Below are 17,089 nucleotides of genomic sequence, written 5' to 3'. Positions count from 1 at the left end.
TTCGGGGGGCCTGCGCCGCGGATTCCGGTCCCACGGTCACGCCCCCTCCGGGACCGGCAGGAGGACCGAGGGGTCGGCCACCAGGTGCAGGATCGACGGCCGGCCCGAGGCGATCGCCCGCTCCAGCGCGCCCGGCAGGTCCTCGGTCCGCTCGACCCGCTCACCGAAACCACCGAAGGCCCGCCCGTACTCGGCGAAGTCCGGGTTGGTCAGGGCGGTACCGCTGGGCCGCCCGGGGTACTCACGCTCCTGGTGGGTACGGATGGTCCCGTACATCCCGTTGTCGACGACGAGCACCACCGGCGCGACACCGTGGGCTGCGGCCGTCGCCATCTCCTGACCGTTCATGAGGAAGCACCCGTCTCCTGCGATCGAGACGACCTGGCGGCCGGGCAGGGCGATCGAGGCGGCCACCGCCGCCGGCACCCCGAAGCCCATCGCGCCGTTGCGGGGCGCCAACATCGAGGGGTAGGTGTGGTGGGGCAGGTACCGCTGCGCCCAGATCGCGTGGTTCCCGGCGCCGTAGGTGATGACGGCGTCCTCGTCGAGGACGTCGCGCAGGACGGCCATGGCCGCGCCGAGATCGACACCCGTCGACACGCCGTCCGGGGCCGGGGTGCTGAAGGACTCGTGGGCGGCACGGGCGTCCGCGGCCCACGCGCGCCACGGGACGGCCCCGGGAGGAGCGCCCTGCGTGGCGAGCTCCGCGACGAAGGGGGCGGGCGCACACACCGCGTGCACGTCGACCCTCAGGTGGTGCTGCAGCAGGCCCGGATCGGGGTCCACCACGACGACCCGATCGGCCCGCCCGCCGCGCTGGTACCCGTCGGAGAGGACGTCCGCGGCACTGCACCCGATGAAGACCAGGAGGTCGGCCTCGTCGAGGACCTGCGCCAGCGCGGGGCTGCGACCGAAGCCGAAGGACCCGACGTAGGCCTCGCTGCGGTGGTCGATGATGTCGTGGGCGCGGAAGTCGGCCGCCACGGGGACGTGCCACGCCTGCGCCCACTGCGTCAGCGCCGTGGCGTCCTCCGCCGTCCAGCGGTCACCACCGACGATGACGAGTGGTCGCCGGGCACTGCCCAGCAGGTCCACGACCTCGCCCACCTGCCCGGCGGACGGGCCGCCCGTGGCGACGGGCCGGGGCGGCACGACGCCTCGGGCCGTGCGGCCGACGAGCACGTCCTCCGGCAGCCCGACCACGACGGGTCCCGGACGACCGGACCGGGCCACGTGACAGGCCTCGGCGACCACCTCGGCCGCCCGGTCCGGCGCCTCCAGCGTGATGACCCGTTTGGCGGTGGAGCCGAACCACGCCGTCAGGTCGAACTCCTGGAAGGCCTCCCGGCCCCGGTCAGCCACCGGGACGAGACCGACGAAGAGCACCATCGGGGTGGCGTCCTGCCACGCGGTGTGCACGGAGATCATCGCGTTGGCGGCCCCCGGCCCCCGCGTGACCATGGCGACACCGACGCCCTTCTTCAGGCGGCCGTCGGCGACGGCCATGAAGCCGGCGCCGCCCTCCTGCCGGCAGACCACGGTCCGGATGGGGCTGTCTCCCAGGGCGTCCAGGGCGTCCAGGTAGCTCTCACCGGGGACGCAGTACACCCGTTCGACACCCTCGTGGGCGAGCTGCTCGACGAGCAGGGTTCCGGCAGAACGCGTCGTCATCGGGTCATCACCTCGTCGTGACCGAGCGAGATGCGCGGGGCGATCCAGCCGGAGACCGTCGTGACCAGGGCGATCCCGACGAGCATCAGTGCCGGCGCCCAGGACTGCTCCCCACTGCCGGCGAGGGCGGCGGTCGCGGCCAGCGGGACGAAGCCGCTGACCACTCCGGCGAAGTTCGCCGACAGCGCCACACCGCTGTAGCGCAGCGAGGCGGGGAAGAGGTTGGTCAGCAGCACTCCGGAGACCGCATAGGGGATGGACAGGCAGGCGATGCCCAAGGTCACCGCGAAGATCACCAGGAAGGTGTCGGTCGTGTCGATGAGCCAGAAGACGGGGAAGGCGACCAGCATCGACAGGATGCCGCCGACCACGGTCACGACACCGGCGCCGAACCGCTCGGCAAGGCGGCCGCCCGCGATGAGGACGAGGATCTCGACGGCGGCCGCGACCAGGGTCGCCGTCAGCAGGACCGAGTTGTCCATGCCGAGGGTGCCCGTGCCGTAGCTGATGACGAAGGTCGTCACGAGGTAGAAGCCGCCCACACCGAGGAAGGTGGACCCGGCCCCGACGAGCAGCTGCGGAAAGGCTCCCTTGATGACGTCCTTGACCGGCGAGGAGGACAGCTCGTCCTCCTCGAGCATCTGCTCGAAGAGCGGGGACTCCTCGACCCTGCGCCGCAGGTAGACCGCGACGTACAGGAGCGGGAAGGCCAGGAGGAAGGGGATGCGCCAGCCCCACGCGTCGAAGCTCTCCTGCGGGAGCAGGGAGACCGCGAGGATGGCACCGGAGGAGAGGAGGGTGCCGACCGGGGAGCCGATCTGCGGCATCGCCGCGTACCGGCCACGCCGTTCCAACGGGGCGTGCTCGACGGCGAGGGTCACCGCACCGCCCCACTCGCCACCGACGGCGACACCCTGGAGGATGCGCAGCAGGGTGAGCAGAACCGGGGCAGCGATACCGATCGCCATGAAGCTGGGGAGCAGGCCGATGACTCCGGTGGCGATGCCGATCATCGTCACGGTGATCAGGAGCGTCTTCCGGCGCCCGATGCGATCACCCAGGTGACCGAAGATGATGGCGCCGACCGGACGGGCGACGAAGCCCACGGCGAAGGAGGCGAACGCCGCGGCGGTGGAGACGACCACGTCGTCGGTGACGAAGAACAGCCGGTTGAAGACCAGGGCTGCTGCGGTGCCGTAGAGGAAGTAGTCGTACCACTCGAGGGCCGTGCCGACGAAGGCGGCGAAGGCGACCTTCTTCGCCTCCTGCTCCGTGACGGTCACCGGCGTGGCCGGTGGGTGTGCTGATGTGCTCATGGGATGCTCCTGATCAGGGGACAACAGGGGGTGGCAGCGGGGCGAACACCGCAGTCAGCGGCCATCAACCGCCTCCTCGCCGTGGATGCACCGGCCGGCGACGAAGGTGGCGACCACCTCGATCGAGGAGATCCGCTCGGTGGGGACCGCCGTGGGGTCGTCGCCGAGGATGACGAAGTCGGCGAGGTGGCCCGGCGCCAAGGTGCCCCGGTCCTCCTCCTCGCCGGCGACCCATGCGGTGTCGACCGTGTACGCGCGAAGAGCGGTGCGCGCGTCCACCCTCTCGTCGGGCCCCATGACCTGGCCGCTGCTGCTGAGCCGCTCGACCATCGACTGCATGGCGGCCAAGGGAGCGCCGTCGGCCACCGGGCGGTCGGAGCTGCCCGGGACGCGCATGCCGGCGTCGAGGAAGGAGGCGTGCCGATAGAGGTGGTCGCGCCGGGCATCGCCGACCGCCTCCGCCATGGTGTCGCCGATCTCGAAGAGGAAGCGGTGCTGCGGGACCGGCGTCACGCCCAGGCGCGCCATCCGCTCCACCTGCTCCGGACGGGTGATCCCGGCGTGCTCGATCCGGTGCCGGACGTCCGGGCGAGGTCGCGTCGTCTGCGCCTCCTCGAAGACGTCGAGCGCGACGTCGACGGCCTGGTCGCCGATGGCGTGGGCAGCGACCCGCCAGCCACCGTGGTGCGCGTCCAGGACCGCCGTCCGCATCCGCTCGGGGTCGTCCTGGAGGTACCCGGTGCCGTGTCCGTGGTCGCAGAAGGGTTCCTGCACCGCCGCGGTGCGCGCGACGAGGGAGCCGTCCAGCCAGATCTTCATCGGTCCGAGCCGCAGCCGGTCGTCACCGAAGCCCGTTCGCATCCCGAGGTCGAGGCCGAAGCCCATGTCGTCGCTCTCGTCCCCGCGCAGCTCGTGGAGGGCGTCGAAGGCGGGCATGAGCTGCACCCGGACCGGCAGCTCCCCCGCCTCCCGGGCCCGCTGGTACGCCGCCAGCTCGAGCGGGCTGCGACCGAGCCACCCGCCGCCGATGCCGGCCTCGGTCACGTGGGTGAGGCCCTCGGCCGCGTACACGTGCGCAGCGCGCGTCACCGCCCTCGACAGGGTCTCGACGGGATAGGGGACGACGAGGGAGACGACGAGGTTCTGCGCCTGTTCCTCGAGGACACCCGTGGGACCGTCCGCGTCGCGCACGACCTCGCCGCCCACGGGAACCCGGGCGCTGCCGTCGAGGACACCGACGCGATCCAGCACGCGGCTGCTCACCGCGCACACGTGCCCGGACCGGTGCTTCAGCCACACCGAGCGACCACCGGCTGCCCGGTCCAGCTCGCGGCGGTGCGGATGTCCCCCGAGCCGGGTGTTGTCGTACCCGCTACCGACCACGTAGGCGTCCTCCGGGAGCGACGCGGCCTCCTGCGCCACGAGGTCGTAGAGGTGCTCGAGGCTGGTGGCCGCGGCGAGGTCGATCTCCGTCAGCGACAGCCCGAACCACGCCATGTGGTTGTGGGCGTCGCCGAATCCAGGGGTCACCGTGGCGCCCTTCGCATCGATCCTCCTCCGCGCACGGACCGAGGGGTCGGGGTCGAGGACGACCACCCGGCCGTGGAGGACGCCCATCGAGTGGGCGAGCGGACGCCCTTCGTCCATCGTCAGGATGGTGGCGTTGGTCAGCAGCAGGTCAAGCTCCATCGGATCTCCTTGATCGGTGGCACGCGCACGAGCGCGGTCAGGCCAGGTGGTGCAGCCGCGTCAGGGGCAGGGCATGAGCACGGTGGACCGGGACCTCGAGCCCGTCGATGCGTACCGGCACGGGTTCGGGTGGGACCTCGACGTGCGGGGTCGCGGTGTTGCGGAGCATGTCCTCGCACGCGAGACCCCGGCTGCCGGCGATCGGCAGGTAGCTGTGCCCGGTGGGAAGCGCGGAGCGGGCCGCGGAGTCGTCGAGGCACTCGCCGGAGACGAAGATGTGGGCCAGCCGCTCCGGCGCGCGCCCCCTCCCCCCGTAGAAGGGCCGCATCCGGCGTGGCTGGGTCAACCGGGTCGAGCCCGAGCCCGACCCGCTGGCGCCCCAGGCGACGAAGCCGGACTTCACCACCAGCTCGGGTTGCGCCCCGAACCACGCCGGGTTCCACAAGACGATGTCGGCGAGACGCCCGGGCTGCAGCGACCCGACGTCCGCCGACATCCCGTGCGCCACCGCCGGGTTCCACGTGAGCTTCGCCAGGTACTGCAGCACGCGGGCGTTGTTGGGGGCATCCGGCCCCGTCCGGCCGGCCAGCCCCGCCTGCACGTGCGCCAGCTGCCAGGTCCGGCGGGCGGTCTCACCCACCCGGCCCATGCCGAGACCATCGGAGTTGATGATGCTCACGGCGCCGAGATCGTGCAGATGGTTCTCCGCGGCGATGGCGTGCTCCCGGATGCGGGAGGCCGCGATCGCCGCGTCGCTGTCGAGCTGGTGCCGGCCCCGGTGCACGGTCATCGTCATCGGGTGGAGCTCGCTGACGGTCGAGGGGGTCAGCGGCAGGGTGGGGGTGGTGGAGGAGGTCAGGACGTGTGGTGTCTCCACGATGCGCAGGAGATCGGGATGCCCTCCGCCCCCTTCGACATGGTACGCGTGCACCGTCCGTCCGCGGGTCGCGTCGAGGGTGTCGTCGAGGTAGCCGGTCTCGTTGAGTGTGTCGGTGTGCAGGGCCACCGGCAGGTCCGCGGCGTCGGCCACGCCGAGGCAGGTGTCGACGACTGCCGGGCTCGCGCCCCAGTCCTCGTGGACCTTGAAGCCGCCGCAACCGGAGAGGACCGCCCGCTCGAGGAGGTCGGGGGAGGTCGAGGAGCCGCGCGCCAGGAAGGCGGCGTTCAACGGCACGTCGGCCCACCCGGCCATGAGATGGTGCAGGTTGGCCCGAGGGTTGGCACCGACGTCCCAGACCCCGCCGATCCCCATCCCGACGACGGTGGTGACCCCGGATGCCAGGGCCGCCGCCGTCAGGTCGGCGTTGGAGAGGTGGACGTGGGAGTCGACCACGCCGGGGGTGGCGATGGTGCCCTCGCCGGGGATCATCGCCGTGTGCGCGTCGACCTCCAGCTCGACTCCGGCGAGCACGTCGGGGTTGCCGGCCCGGCCGGTGCCGACGATCCGCCCGTCCTTGATCCCGATGTTGGTCTTGCGGATGCCCAGGACGGGGTCGATGAGCAGCACGCCGAGGATCACCATGTCCAGGGCGCTGGCCCGGTCCGCGGAGGGGCTGACGAGGGCCCCGTGGCGGGCGGTCTTGGCGCAGCCCCCGACGAGCTCCTCCCCGTGCTCCGTGTCGTCGTGCTCGACCTCGACCCACAGGTCGGTGTCGCCGAGGCGCACGCGGTCACCGGCCGTCGGTCCGTAGAGCCCGGCGTAGTCGCGGGGGTCGATGGTGCTCACGAGGCGCTCCTGGCGATGGCGACGGCGGGGACGGTGGTGCGCTCCCCCGGGGCGATCTGCAGCGCGGCGCCCGCGGGCAGGTCGAGCCGGTGCCCGTCGGGGTCGGGCAGGGAGACGGTCACCGCGCGGTTGAGCTGCCCCAGGGGGAGGTGCGAGCTGATCCACACCGGCCGGTCGCCCGTGTTGTGCAGCTCCACCTCCGTGCGTGCACGCTCCGGCGCGAGCTCCACGGGGGTGCCAGCGGTGAGGACGGCGCCGGGGCCGAGGGGGTCGGTCTCACCGAAGGGGGCATCGACGTGCACGAGGACGGTGCCGTGCTCGAAGAGTGCCTCCACCTCGATGGCCGGGGTCGCGGACGCCACGCCGGGCAGCAGGGCCCCGGCCGGCACGACCTCCCGCGCCCGGACGATGACGTCGGGCAGGGGCATCCCGTCCCACGCCATCTCGCAGATCTCGTCGCACACCAGCGCGGTCGCCTCGACGGCCCCCAGGGGCGCACCACGAGCCAGGCGACGGCGAGCGAGCTCGGCGCCGCTGCTCATGAGCAGCCGCTCTTCTTCGCGCGGAGTGAGATGCATGCGAGCCATCGTTGGGCACACCGTGCCGCTGTGGCTGTCGTCACACCACGCGCTTGTGCGCCACAATTGTGCACATGCCCAATACTGGCGCGGCACCCCCGTCCGAGGACCGCTGGACGGCGCTCGTCCACCGCTTGCACGACGACGCCGACTCACTGGTCTCGCAGTTCGTGGACCGCGTCGCCCTCCTGCCCCCGTACTCGCAGGGGCGGGTGCCCCTGGACCGTGTCCGTGACGACGCGATCAGCTCCTTCGACTACCTGCTCCGGCGCATCGGGGACCTCCCGGTCCCGGAGCGCCTGGGCGAGGTCGGCCCGTCCATCGGACGGGACCGGGCGCGGCGCCAGGTCCCGCTCGAGCAGCTGCTCACCGCGGTCCGGCTCGACTTCCGGATCCTCTGGGCGGCCCTGCGTGAGCACGCCGGAGCACGGGACCTGGAGCTGCTGGTCGAGCACGTCGAGGAGGTCTGGGCCGTGGTCGAGGACTACAGCACGACGATCCAGGTGAGCTTCGTCCAGGAGACTGCCGTCCTGGCCCGTGAGCGTCGCCGGGTCCGCTCCGCGCTCATCGGCAGCCTGCTCTCGCGCCTCGAGCCGGACCCGCAGGACGTCACGGCGGTGGCACTGGCCCTCGAGGTGGACGCCGACTGGCTCTTCCTCGTCGCGGCCACGCGCCAGCCCGAGGACCGGTCCCTGCGCGCGGCGGCGGAGCAGCTCAGCGCCTCGGGGCGTCCCACCCACCTCCAGGACACCGGTCGGCACTCCGTGCTCATCACCAGGTGGCACGGCAGCGAGCGGGCCACCGCGGACGACGCCCTGCCGCACGTCACCTGCGCCGTCGCGCCGGTGGCCCGGGGGCTCGCCGAGGTCCCCCGGGCCGCCCACATCGCCCAGCACGTCGCCGATGTCATGGGCGCCGAGCACGCCGGCCCCCACGGGCTGCCGCAGATGTGGTCGCGCCTCGCCGGCGTCCGGATGGCCGAGCTCGCTCCGGGCGTCTCGTCGGTCGTGCTCGACCCACTCCACCGGCTGCGACCAGCAGAACGCGATCGCCTGGTCGACACGGCCCTCGACTACGCAGCCACGGGCTCGGTCCAGCAGACGGCGGGCAACCTCTACTGCCACCGCAACACGGTCGTCAACCGGTTGCGGCGCTTCGCCGAGGTGTCCGGGTGCGACATGACCAAGCCCCGACAGGCGGCGCTGGCCCTGGCGGCGCTCGAGTGGTCGAGCCTGGACGGCACGACGTCCGGGTGATGCTCGCGGGGCAGTGGCTTCGAGGCTCGTTCCTCGCACCTCAGCCGGCGTCGGGCTCAGCCACCGTCAGCGGTCACCCCACCGGCGGGCCAGCTCGGCGACGACCCGCAGGTTGCGGTTGGTCGCGACGCCGAGATGGCGCTCGACCGCAGCGGGCAGCTTCGCGGTGTGCAGCTGGTCCTTGGCATCGATGAGCAGGTGGACCACCCGACTACGGACCGCGGCGTACTCCCCCTTCGCCTCCAGCGCAGCGAAACGCGCCAGACCCGCCGGATCCGGGTCCTGTGTGAGGAAGGAGACGTAGTGCGCCCCGACGGCGAAGGGGGCCTGCCCCGCCACCTCGTCGGCCTCCGCGGCCACCCGGCCCAGCTCCGGGAGGGTCAGCACCACCGTGGGCACCTCGAAACCCCGGTCCGCGAGGAAGGCCGCCTCGAGGGTGCGCACGACCGCCCCGCTCGAGCGCTGTCGGCTGGTGAGCAGGACGTTGCCGGTGTTGAGGTGCACCGCGACCCCGGTCGCGCCGGTGCCCTCGACGACGCGGGCGAGATCGGCCTTGGGGAACTTCCGCCGGGCCCCGAGGTTGATCGCCCGGAGGAAGGCGACGTAGGCGGGCATCAGCTGAAACGCTCCCGCAGCTCGCGCTTGAGGATCTTGCCGCTCGGGTTCTTCGGCAGCTCGGTGAGGATCTCGATCCGCTTGGGCCGCTTGTAGGGCGCCAGGACACCGGCGCAGTGCTGCTGGATCGCGTCGACGGTCAGCTCCGCGCCCTCCTTCGCGACGATCGTGGCCGTGACCGCCTCGATCCACTTCGGGTCCGGCAGCGCGAAGACGGCGACCTCCGCGACGTCCGGGTGGGCGTAGATCGCCTCCTCGACCTCGCGGGAGGCGACGTTCTCCCCGCCCGTCTTGATCATGTCCTTCTTGCGGTCGACGATCGTGATCCGCCCGTCGTCGTCCGCGACCGCCAGGTCACCGGAGTGGAACCAGCCGCCGGCAAAGGATTCAGCGGTCTTCTCCTCGTTGCGCCAGTAGCCGGCCGCGATCTGCGGGCTGCGGTGGACCACCTCGCCGACCTCCCCGACGGGCACCTCGACCCCGTCGTCGTCGACGAGCCGGGTCTCGACGTTGAGCACCGGGAAGCCGGCCGACCCGGCGTGGGAGAGCTGCTCGTGCGGCGGCAGGATCGTCGCGACCGGCGCGAGCTCGGTCTGCCCGTAGAAGTTCCAGAGGTCGACGTCGGGCAACCGCTGCTGGATCTCCTTGAGCACCTCGACGGGCATCGCCGCTGCGCCGTAGTACCCCTTGCGCAGCGAGGACAGGTCGGTCGCGTCGAAGTCGGCGTGCCGCAGCAACCCGATCCACACCGTCGGCGGCGCGAAGTACTTGGTGACGCCGTGCTCGGCGATCGCCGCCAGCACGGCCCCGGGCTCCGGCGCGGGCAGGATGATGCTCGTCGCGCCGAGCATGAGGTCCGGCCCGAGGAAGCAGTCGAGCTGGGCGCAGTGGTAGAGCGGCAGGGTGTGCAGGTCCACGTCGTCGCCGCTCATGCCGCCGTCGACGATCGCGCTGAGGTACTCGGCCTGCAGCGCGCGCGAGGTGAGCAGCGCTCCCTTCGGCCGGGCCTCGGTGCCCGAGGTGTACATCAGGCGGATCGGGTCGTCGTCGGCCACGAGCGGCGGCTCCCAGCCGGCGGCGTCGGTGCCGGCCACCTCGGCGAAGGGGGTCCACCCGCCCCTCGCGTCCCCGGTGACGATGCGGGTGGTGATCTCACGACCGCTCTCGGCGATGGCCTCGTCCGCCGTGCCGACGAACTCCGGCTGGGCGACGAAGGCGACCGGCTCGCTGTCGCCGACGATGTAGCCGACCTCGTCCGCGGTGAGCATGAAGTTGATCGGGACGAGGACGGCACCCAGGCGCGCGGCGCCCCAGGCGACGGCGGCGAAGTCCGCGCAGTTGCGGCTGAGCAGGGCCACCCGGTCGCCCGGGGTGACACCGCGCCCGGCCAGGCCGGCGGCGACGGAGGTGGCAAGGGCGTCGAACTCCCGGAAGCTCAGCCGGGTGTCACCATCGATGATCGCGGTCTTGTCCCGGAAGCGGGCTGCGCTGCGACGCAACACCTCCCCCAGTCCGTTGGCGCGGGCGTGGTCCATCTCCGAGGTCGGCATCTCGGCAGTCTGCCCGCCGAAGGGGGTCCGCGCCACCCCTTCGGCGTGGTCACGGGACCGGCACGGGGGTCAGCCACGCAAGGCGCGCCTCGGCGGTGCCGGAGCCCCTTCGACCGCTCGCCTCAGGCGAACCATCATCGTGGCCGACGGCACGACCCGCCCTGACCGGTAGGTCGACAGCCGGCTGCGTGAGGTGCCCACCCGGCGGGCGAGCTCGGCGGTGGTCAGGCCCGAGCGGGCGATGAGCCCAGCCACCTCCCGGGCGACCTCGTGGCGCTCGGACTCCTCCGCCTGCCGTCGGGCACGGACAATGGCACGAGCAAGCAGCGGACCCACCCCGTACGGGGCCTCGTAACCGAGGTACTCCTCGACCTCTCGCGCGACGACCCCCCACGGGTCCGCGTCGATCGCCCGGGTGAGTCGGAGCCAGTCGCCGATCGTCCCGCGCTCGATCACGGCGACGACCGCCTCGTACGGCCACGCGTCGACGGGCGCACCCGGGTCCACGTCGACGTTGCGGAAGGCGAGGCTCATGACCCGGCCTCCAATCGCTCGACCACCGCATCGGCCAGGGCCCGGCAGTCCTCGACCACCGCGTCCCAGTCCTGCCAGCGCTCGACCAGGCCCTTGTACGAGGGCAGTTGACGAGTGACGCGGACATCGCGCGGCGCAGGCTCGGACAGGCGCTGCACGACCACGGTCAGGACCGAGTCCGGCTCCCCCGAGCGGTCTGCGTAGTAGTCGTCGATGCCGCAGAGGATCGGGACCGCACCGTCACGCCCGAGCCGGTCGGCCAACGCCACGACGTCGAGGTAGTCGCGCACCTGGTTGCGCTGCACGACGAGGTAGGCCTTGACCCGCAGGATCTCCTCGAGGGTGGGCACGCGCAGCGCACGATCACCCACCGCGATCTCCTCGACCTCGAGCGGTCGCGTGCGCCGCAGCTGACGCAGGCCGGCCTCGACCCCGTCGAGGGACTCGAGCAGCGTCAGCGGCGGCGAGCTGGCCCGCACGCTCGTGACCCAGCCATCCGTCCCCTCGACCGCCTCCACGACCTCGGCATAGCGATCCGCCAGGTCGGTGAGCACGTGGTCGTGAGCGAAGGACTCGCGGTGCCCCGCGTACAGAGCAGCAGCTGATCCCCCGACGAGCACCGCATCGGGGACGATCTCCTGGAGGCGGGCCGCAGAGGCGAGCACCCCATCGAGCGAGGACGATCCAGCCACAGCTCGACTGTATCAGTAGTGATACGCGATGCAGGGGCTCAACTGCGGAAGGTCTGCCCCGTCAGTCGCTCGTAGGCCTCGACGTACTTGGCTCGGGTCTGGGCGATGACCTCCTCCGGCAGCGGCGGGGGCGCCTCGCCGGAGGCCCTGTCCCAGCCGGAGGCCGACGAGGTGAGCCAGTCACGGACGAACTGCTTGTCGTAGCTCGGCTGCTGGCGGCCGGGCTCCCACAGGTCCGCAGGCCAGAAGCGCGAGGAGTCGGGGGTGAGGAGCTCGTCGGCGAGGACGATCTCCGCCGCGGCGCCGCGAGCACGGATCGCGCCCCGGGGGTCCTCCCCTTCGGCCAGCTCCAGACCGCGCAGGCCGAACTCGACCTTGGTGTCCGCAAGCAGGATCCCGCGCTCCTGAGCGATCGCGTTGCCGCGCTCGAGGATGCGCACGGTGAGGTCCCGGGCCCGCTCGGCGAGCGCCGGCCCGACCTCGTCGACGACCCCGGCGAAGGGGATCGGCTCGTCGTGCTCCCCTGCCGGCGCCTTGGTCGAAGGGGTGAAGATCGGCTCCGGCAGGCGCGAACCGTCGACGAGCCCCTCCGGGAGCTCGACGCCGCTCACGGCACCCGTGGAGCGGTACTCACCGAGCCCGCCGCCCGTGAGGTAGGCGCGGGCCACGCACTCGACGGGGAGCATGTCGAGGCGTTCGACGAGCACGCCGCGTCCGACGACCTCGGCCGGCACGTCCGTGGACACGACATGGTGCGGCACGAGGTCGGCCATCTGCTCGAACCACCACAGCGACAGCTGGGTCAGGACCGCGCCCTTGTCCGGGATCGGGGTGTCGAGCACGAAGTCGTAGGCCGACATCCGGTCGCTCGCCACGAGCAGCAGCTGGTCCGCACGCGGCTGCCCGTCCCCACCACGTGGTGCGTACAGATCGCGCACCTTGCCGGAGTAGATGTGGGCGTAGCCCGGGAGTTCCAGGTGACCGTCGCTCGTCATGGGGCCATCTTCGCAGGGGCCTCAGCGACGCAGGCGCCGCGCCCCGGCCGCGCCGAGGCCCGCCGCCAGCAGCAGGCTCCCCATGAGCAGGCAGTTGGTCGGGTTGATGACGAACCAGAAGTCCTGGCCCAGCACCCTGCTCAGCGATGGCGACACCTGCTGCCAGAGCGCGGGGATGCTCACCGCGACCCCCAGGGCGAGGGTGCACAGACCGGCCAGGGTCGTGCCCACGGACGACCAGGCGGTCAGCGCCGCCCACACCAGTGCCGCCAGGACGAGGAGGGCGAGTGCGCCCAGCAGCCAGCCCCACGCCGGCTCGAGCCGCAGGGCGGAGTTCCGACTCACCCGGGCCATCGCCCAGAGACCGCCCACGGTCATCGACCACGGGAGCACGGCGACGACGGGGGAGAGCACCCGGGCGAGGGTCCGGCCACCCCGGCCGCGGAGGTCGTCCTCCGCGCGATACGTGCGCGAGGTGCTGTGGGGGATCGGGGAGGTGGGCGAGGAGTCGTAGTCGGCCATGACCAGGATCTTGGCAGTGGGGCGGTGGCGAGCAACAGGCCCTGCGCCGACCACCCGGGGGCAGGCCGACTGCCTACTGCACCCGGATCTCGCCGCGCGAGGCGCGCAGGGCGATGTCGGTGCGGTGGTGGCTGCCGGGGAAGTCGATCCGCCCCACGGCCTCGTAGGCGTGGTCCCGCGCTGCGACGAGGTCCTCGCCGAGGGCGACGACCGAGAGCACGCGCCCGCCGGAGGAGACGAGCTGGGGTGCCTCGCCCCCCGTGTCGAGGACGGTTCCGGCGTGCAGGACGTGGACGTGCTCGGCGAGTGCGCCGGCCGCGAGCTCCTCGAGACCATCGATCCCGACACCGGTGATCGGCGATGCCGGGTAGCCCTCGGCCGCGAGCACGACCGTCACCGCGGACTCCGGGCGCCACCGCAGCGGGTCGTGCTCGTCGAGCCGTCCGTCGGCGGCCGCCGCGAGGAGCACCGCCAGCGGTGACTCGAGGCGAGCGAGGACCGACTGCGTCTCCGGGTCGCCGAAGCGCACGTTGAACTCGATGACCCGCGTTCCGCGTGAGGTCAGGGCGAGACCGACGTAGAGCACCCCGACGAAGGGGGTCCCCCGCCGGGCCATCTCGTCGACGACGGGCTGCGCCACGCGGGCGACGACATCGTCGACCAACCCCTCGGGGGCCCAGGTCAGCGGGCTGTAGGCGCCCATGCCGCCGGTGTTGGGCCCCTCGTCACCGTCGAAGACCCGCTTGAAGTCCTGCGCGAGGTCCAGCGGGACGACCCGCTCGCCGTCGCAGAGGCAAAAGAGGCTCGCCTCGGGGCCGTCGAGGAACTCCTCGATGACCACCCGGGCGTCGTCTCCCTTCGCCAGGCAGGCCAGGCCGTGCTCCATGGCCTCCTCACGGTCGTCGGTGACCACGACCCCCTTGCCGGCCGCGAGCCCGTCGTCCTTGACGACGAACGGGGCCCCGAAGGAGTCGAGCGCCTCCGCGAGCTGCTCCTGCGTCGAGCACACGTGCGCCATGGCGGTCGGCACCTCCGCGGCGGCCATGACCTCCTTCGCGTAGGCCTTGCTGCCCTCGAGGCGGGCGGCCTGCGCACCCGGACCGAAGCAGCGCACCCCGGCCTCGCGCAGCACGTCGGCGACGCCGCCCACGAGCGGGGCCTCCGGGCCGATGACGACGAGGTCGACATCGTGCCGCTGGGCCAGCTCGAGCACCGCGTCCGGGTCGGCGGCGTCCACCGGTTCATTGAGGGCGAGCGCGTCGGTGCCGGGGTTTCCGGGAGCGACGATGATCGCGGCCACCGTCGGGTCGAGGGTCAGAGCACGCACGAGGGCGTGCTCACGGGCGCCGGAGCCGAGGACGAGTACCTTCACGGACCCGAGCCTACGAGACGCGGTGCGGGGTGCGGACATGCAGATGGGGCGCAGCTCTCGGCAGGCAGGGGGGATCTGCCGCGAGCTGCGCCCCACGGTCGCGGGTCCGGACATCAGGGGGGACACCGACCGCGCGACCATCGGCCGAAGCCGACTGGTCTGATAGTGGCATCTGGATGAAGGTGAAATCAAGGTGGACGGGAGGAGCCCCTCCGGGGTCGTGTGCGACCCGGCCGGCGCGGGTGCACACATCCCTCGGCGAAGGGCGCACAGCCCGAGTGATCGTCCCGCCGGCCACTGCAACTAGACTCGATCTTTCCGTCAAGCTGGAGGGGAGCAGGACGACACCGTGACCGAAACCCATGTCGACGCCGTCGCTGCCGAGATCGCGATCGAGCAGGACCACCTCGACCGCGTACACACCGAGTTGGCCAAGGCCGGCACACGAGCAGATCTCGTGGCCGTCGACGGCATGTCGCGCGGCCGCACCTCACGCACCGGCGACGTCCGTGACGAGGAGATGTCCGGGCTCTTCGAGCGCGACGCCCTCGTCTACAACGCCAACCGCCGCCTGGCCCACCTCGAGCACCAGCACGAAGGGCTGGTCTTCGGCCGTCTCGACCTCGTCGAGGGGGCGGGTGAGGCAGTGCAGGGCGACGAGCGTGAGATCCGCTACATCGGCCGTCTCGGTGTGCGCGACGACGACTACGAGCCGCTCGTCATCGACTGGCGCGCACCCGCGGCCTCCCCCTTCTACCGGGCCACGCCCGGCGACAACCACGGCGTGATCCGCCGGCGGGTCCTGCGCTGCCGCGGCGAGGAGGTCATCGGGGTCGAGGACGATCTCATGGTCCCGGAGGCCCCCGACGACATGGTCGTCGTCGGCGACGGCGCCCTCCTCGCGGCGTTGACGCGCAGCCGCGGCCAGCAGATGCGCGACATCGTCGCGACCATCCAGGCGCACCAGGACGAGGCGATCCGGGCCACGGACCGCGGCATCACCCAGATCAGCGGCGGCCCCGGCACCGGCAAGACCGTCGTGGCCCTGCACCGCGTCGCCTACCTCCTCTACGCGAACCGGCGCCGCTACGAGTCCGGTGGCATCCTCGTCATCGGCCCCTCCTCGGCCTACACCGCGTACATCGAGCGGGTCCTCCCTTCGCTCGGCGAGGACTCGGTGACCCTGCGCTCCATCGGCGACGTCGTCGACGTCATCACCGCCGTGCGCCACGACTCCCCCGAGGTCGCCTCGATCAAGGGGTCCCTGCAGATGAGCGACCTGCTGCGACGGCTGGCCGGCCGCGCCGTCCCCGACGCGCCCACCAGCCTGCGGGTCATGGTCGACGGCCGGGCCATCCACCTCGACGAGTCCGCCCTGGCACGCATCCGCACGCAGGCCCTGCGCGACCGCACCCGCAACCAGGCCACCACGGCCGCGCGTGACCTGCTCGCCGAGGCCGCCTGGCGCAGCGTGCGCGAGGGCGAGCGGGAGGACTTCTTCGAGGCCTTCGAGAGCTCGTTGGCGGTCGACGACTTCCTCGCGGCGTGGTGGCCGCAGGTCGACCCCCGCGAGGCGCTGCTGTGGCTCGCGGACACCGAGCTGGCCTACGAGGTCGCCCGGTCGCTCCTGAGCCAGGGTGACGCCGCGGCGCTCGCCCACTCCGCCCGCGAGACGCTCGAGCACGGGACGTGGGCCGTCCCCGACGTCGCCCTCATCGACGAGCTGTCCGTGCGGCTGGGCCCGGTCGAGGAGGCGGTCCCCGAGGAGCGGTCCTTCTTCGAGATCGAGGAGCTCGACGGCGTCGAGGAGCTGCGGGCCATGGGCTCGGCGATCGAGTCCCCCGACATGTCGCACCACCTCAGCCCGACCACCGCCCGGGAGCGGCTGCTCAACGGCACCATCGGTCGCCCGGAGGGCTTCGCCCACGTGCTCGTCGACGAGGCCCAGGACCTCTCGCCGATGCAGTGGCGGATGATCGGCCGCCGGGGGCGGCGCGCCTCGTGGACCGTCGTCGGCGACGTCGCCCAGGCCTCGTGGCCGGACACCGCCGAGGCCGACCGGGCCCGTGACGAGGCCTACGGGAGCCAGCCGCGGCAGGCCTTCCACATGACGACCAACTACCGCAACGCGCAGGAGATCTTCGACTACGCCCGCGCGGTCATCCTCCCGGTCGTCCCCGACGCCGACATCCCCGACGCCGTCCGCGAGACGGGGGTCGACCCGGCGGAGCTGACCTTCGGCGACCTGCTCGACGAGTCACGGCCCGACGTGGCCACGGTGGCGACACAGGCCCTCGACGAGCTCGCCGCGCAGATCGACGGGTCGATCGCCGTGATCACCCCCCAGCGCCACTCGCAGGCGGTGACGGACCTCCACGGCAGCCACGACGGCCGGGTCGTCGTCATCGACCCCCTGTCCACCAAGGGACTGGAGTGGGACGCCACCCTCGTCATCGATCCGGACGCGATCGCCACGGAGTCGCCCGGTGGTGCGCGGATCCTCTACGTCGTGCTCACCCGGGCAGCGCACCGGATGACGGTGCTGCGCCCCACGGAGTAGGCTCCGGCGCCGC

The 17,089-nt window shown here is 72.4% G+C and carries 14 protein-coding genes; 2 read left to right on the top strand and 12 right to left on the bottom strand.

Annotated features, from left to right (window positions below; translation table 11 throughout):
• Positions 1-36 precede the first annotated feature (36 nt).
• Genes ACR9E9_RS04120 through ACR9E9_RS04100 form a run of 5 tightly spaced genes read right to left on the bottom strand, consistent with a single transcriptional unit; the run spans position 37 to position 6,980 of the window.
• Positions 37-1,671 (bottom strand): thiamine pyrophosphate-dependent enzyme, encoded by a 1,635-nt coding sequence (locus ACR9E9_RS04120; RefSeq protein ID WP_435201975.1) that lies wholly within the window; start codon positions 1,669-1,671, stop codon positions 37-39.
• Positions 1,668-2,987 (bottom strand): MFS transporter, encoded by a 1,320-nt coding sequence (locus tag ACR9E9_RS04115; RefSeq protein WP_435201973.1) that lies wholly within the window; start codon positions 2,985-2,987, stop codon positions 1,668-1,670. Before ACR9E9_RS04115 ends, ACR9E9_RS04120 begins: the two co-directional genes overlap by 4 nt.
• 54 nt (positions 2,988-3,041) lie before the next feature.
• A complete protein-coding gene (locus ACR9E9_RS04110; RefSeq protein ID WP_435201971.1) occupies positions 3,042-4,676 on the bottom strand; it encodes an amidohydrolase in 1,635 nt (544 codons plus the stop codon).
• Positions 4,677-4,713: 37 nt separating this feature from the next.
• A complete protein-coding gene (locus tag ACR9E9_RS04105) occupies positions 4,714-6,402 on the bottom strand; it encodes an urease subunit alpha (protein ID WP_435201969.1) in 1,689 nt (562 codons plus the stop codon).
• Entirely contained in the window at positions 6,399-6,980 is a 582-nt protein-coding gene (locus ACR9E9_RS04100) for an urease subunit gamma (protein WP_435201967.1), read from the bottom strand. Before ACR9E9_RS04100 ends, ACR9E9_RS04105 begins: the two co-directional genes overlap by 4 nt.
• Positions 6,981-7,054: 74 nt before the next feature.
• Between ACR9E9_RS04100 and ACR9E9_RS04095 the strand changes: the two genes are divergently transcribed.
• Positions 7,055-8,236 carry a helix-turn-helix domain-containing protein gene (locus ACR9E9_RS04095; protein ID WP_435201965.1) on the top strand — a complete coding sequence of 394 codons (1,182 nt, stop codon included), beginning with the start codon at positions 7,055-7,057 and terminating at the stop codon, positions 8,234-8,236.
• 66 nt (positions 8,237-8,302) lie between these two features.
• Here the strand turns inward: ACR9E9_RS04095 and ACR9E9_RS04090 are convergent, their stop codons facing one another.
• From ACR9E9_RS04090 to purD, 7 genes are all read right to left on the bottom strand, one after another.
• Positions 8,303-8,851 carry a DUF1697 domain-containing protein gene (locus ACR9E9_RS04090; RefSeq protein ID WP_435201963.1) on the bottom strand — a complete coding sequence of 183 codons (549 nt, stop codon included), beginning with the start codon at positions 8,849-8,851 and terminating at the stop codon, positions 8,303-8,305.
• Entirely contained in the window at positions 8,851-10,401 is a 1,551-nt protein-coding gene (locus tag ACR9E9_RS04085; RefSeq protein ID WP_435201961.1) for a fatty acyl-CoA synthetase, read from the bottom strand. The genes ACR9E9_RS04090 and ACR9E9_RS04085 overlap by 1 nt, the downstream gene beginning before the upstream one ends.
• Positions 10,402-10,470: 69 nt before the next feature.
• A complete protein-coding gene (locus ACR9E9_RS04080) occupies positions 10,471-10,935 on the bottom strand; it encodes a helix-turn-helix domain-containing protein (RefSeq protein ID WP_435201959.1) in 465 nt (154 codons plus the stop codon).
• Positions 10,932-11,627, bottom strand: coding sequence for a hypothetical protein (locus tag ACR9E9_RS04075; RefSeq protein WP_435201957.1), 696 nt, complete (start codon positions 11,625-11,627; stop codon positions 10,932-10,934). Before ACR9E9_RS04075 ends, ACR9E9_RS04080 begins: the two co-directional genes overlap by 4 nt.
• 38 nt (positions 11,628-11,665) lie before the next feature.
• On the bottom strand, positions 11,666-12,622 hold the full coding sequence (locus ACR9E9_RS04070) for a phosphoribosylaminoimidazolesuccinocarboxamide synthase (RefSeq protein ID WP_435201955.1): 957 nt from the start codon (positions 12,620-12,622) through the stop codon (positions 11,666-11,668).
• Positions 12,623-12,643: 21 nt separating this feature from the next.
• Complete coding sequence (locus ACR9E9_RS04065) at positions 12,644-13,144, bottom strand: hypothetical protein (protein ID WP_435201953.1); 501 nt, start codon at positions 13,142-13,144, stop codon at positions 12,644-12,646.
• Positions 13,145-13,217: 73 nt separating this feature from the next.
• Entirely contained in the window at positions 13,218-14,516 is a 1,299-nt protein-coding gene (gene purD / locus ACR9E9_RS04060) for a phosphoribosylamine--glycine ligase (RefSeq protein WP_435201951.1), read from the bottom strand.
• Between the two features lie 349 nt (positions 14,517-14,865).
• Between purD and ACR9E9_RS04055 the strand changes: the two genes are divergently transcribed.
• Positions 14,866-17,076 (top strand): HelD family protein, encoded by a 2,211-nt coding sequence (locus ACR9E9_RS04055; RefSeq protein ID WP_435201949.1) that lies wholly within the window; start codon positions 14,866-14,868, stop codon positions 17,074-17,076.
• Positions 17,077-17,089 lie beyond the last annotated feature (13 nt).

It is taken from the genome of Janibacter sp. GS2 (assembly GCF_051200835.1).
Taxonomy (GTDB): domain Bacteria; phylum Actinomycetota; class Actinomycetes; order Actinomycetales; family Dermatophilaceae; genus Janibacter.
This window is presented reverse-complemented; position numbering and strand designations above follow the sequence as displayed.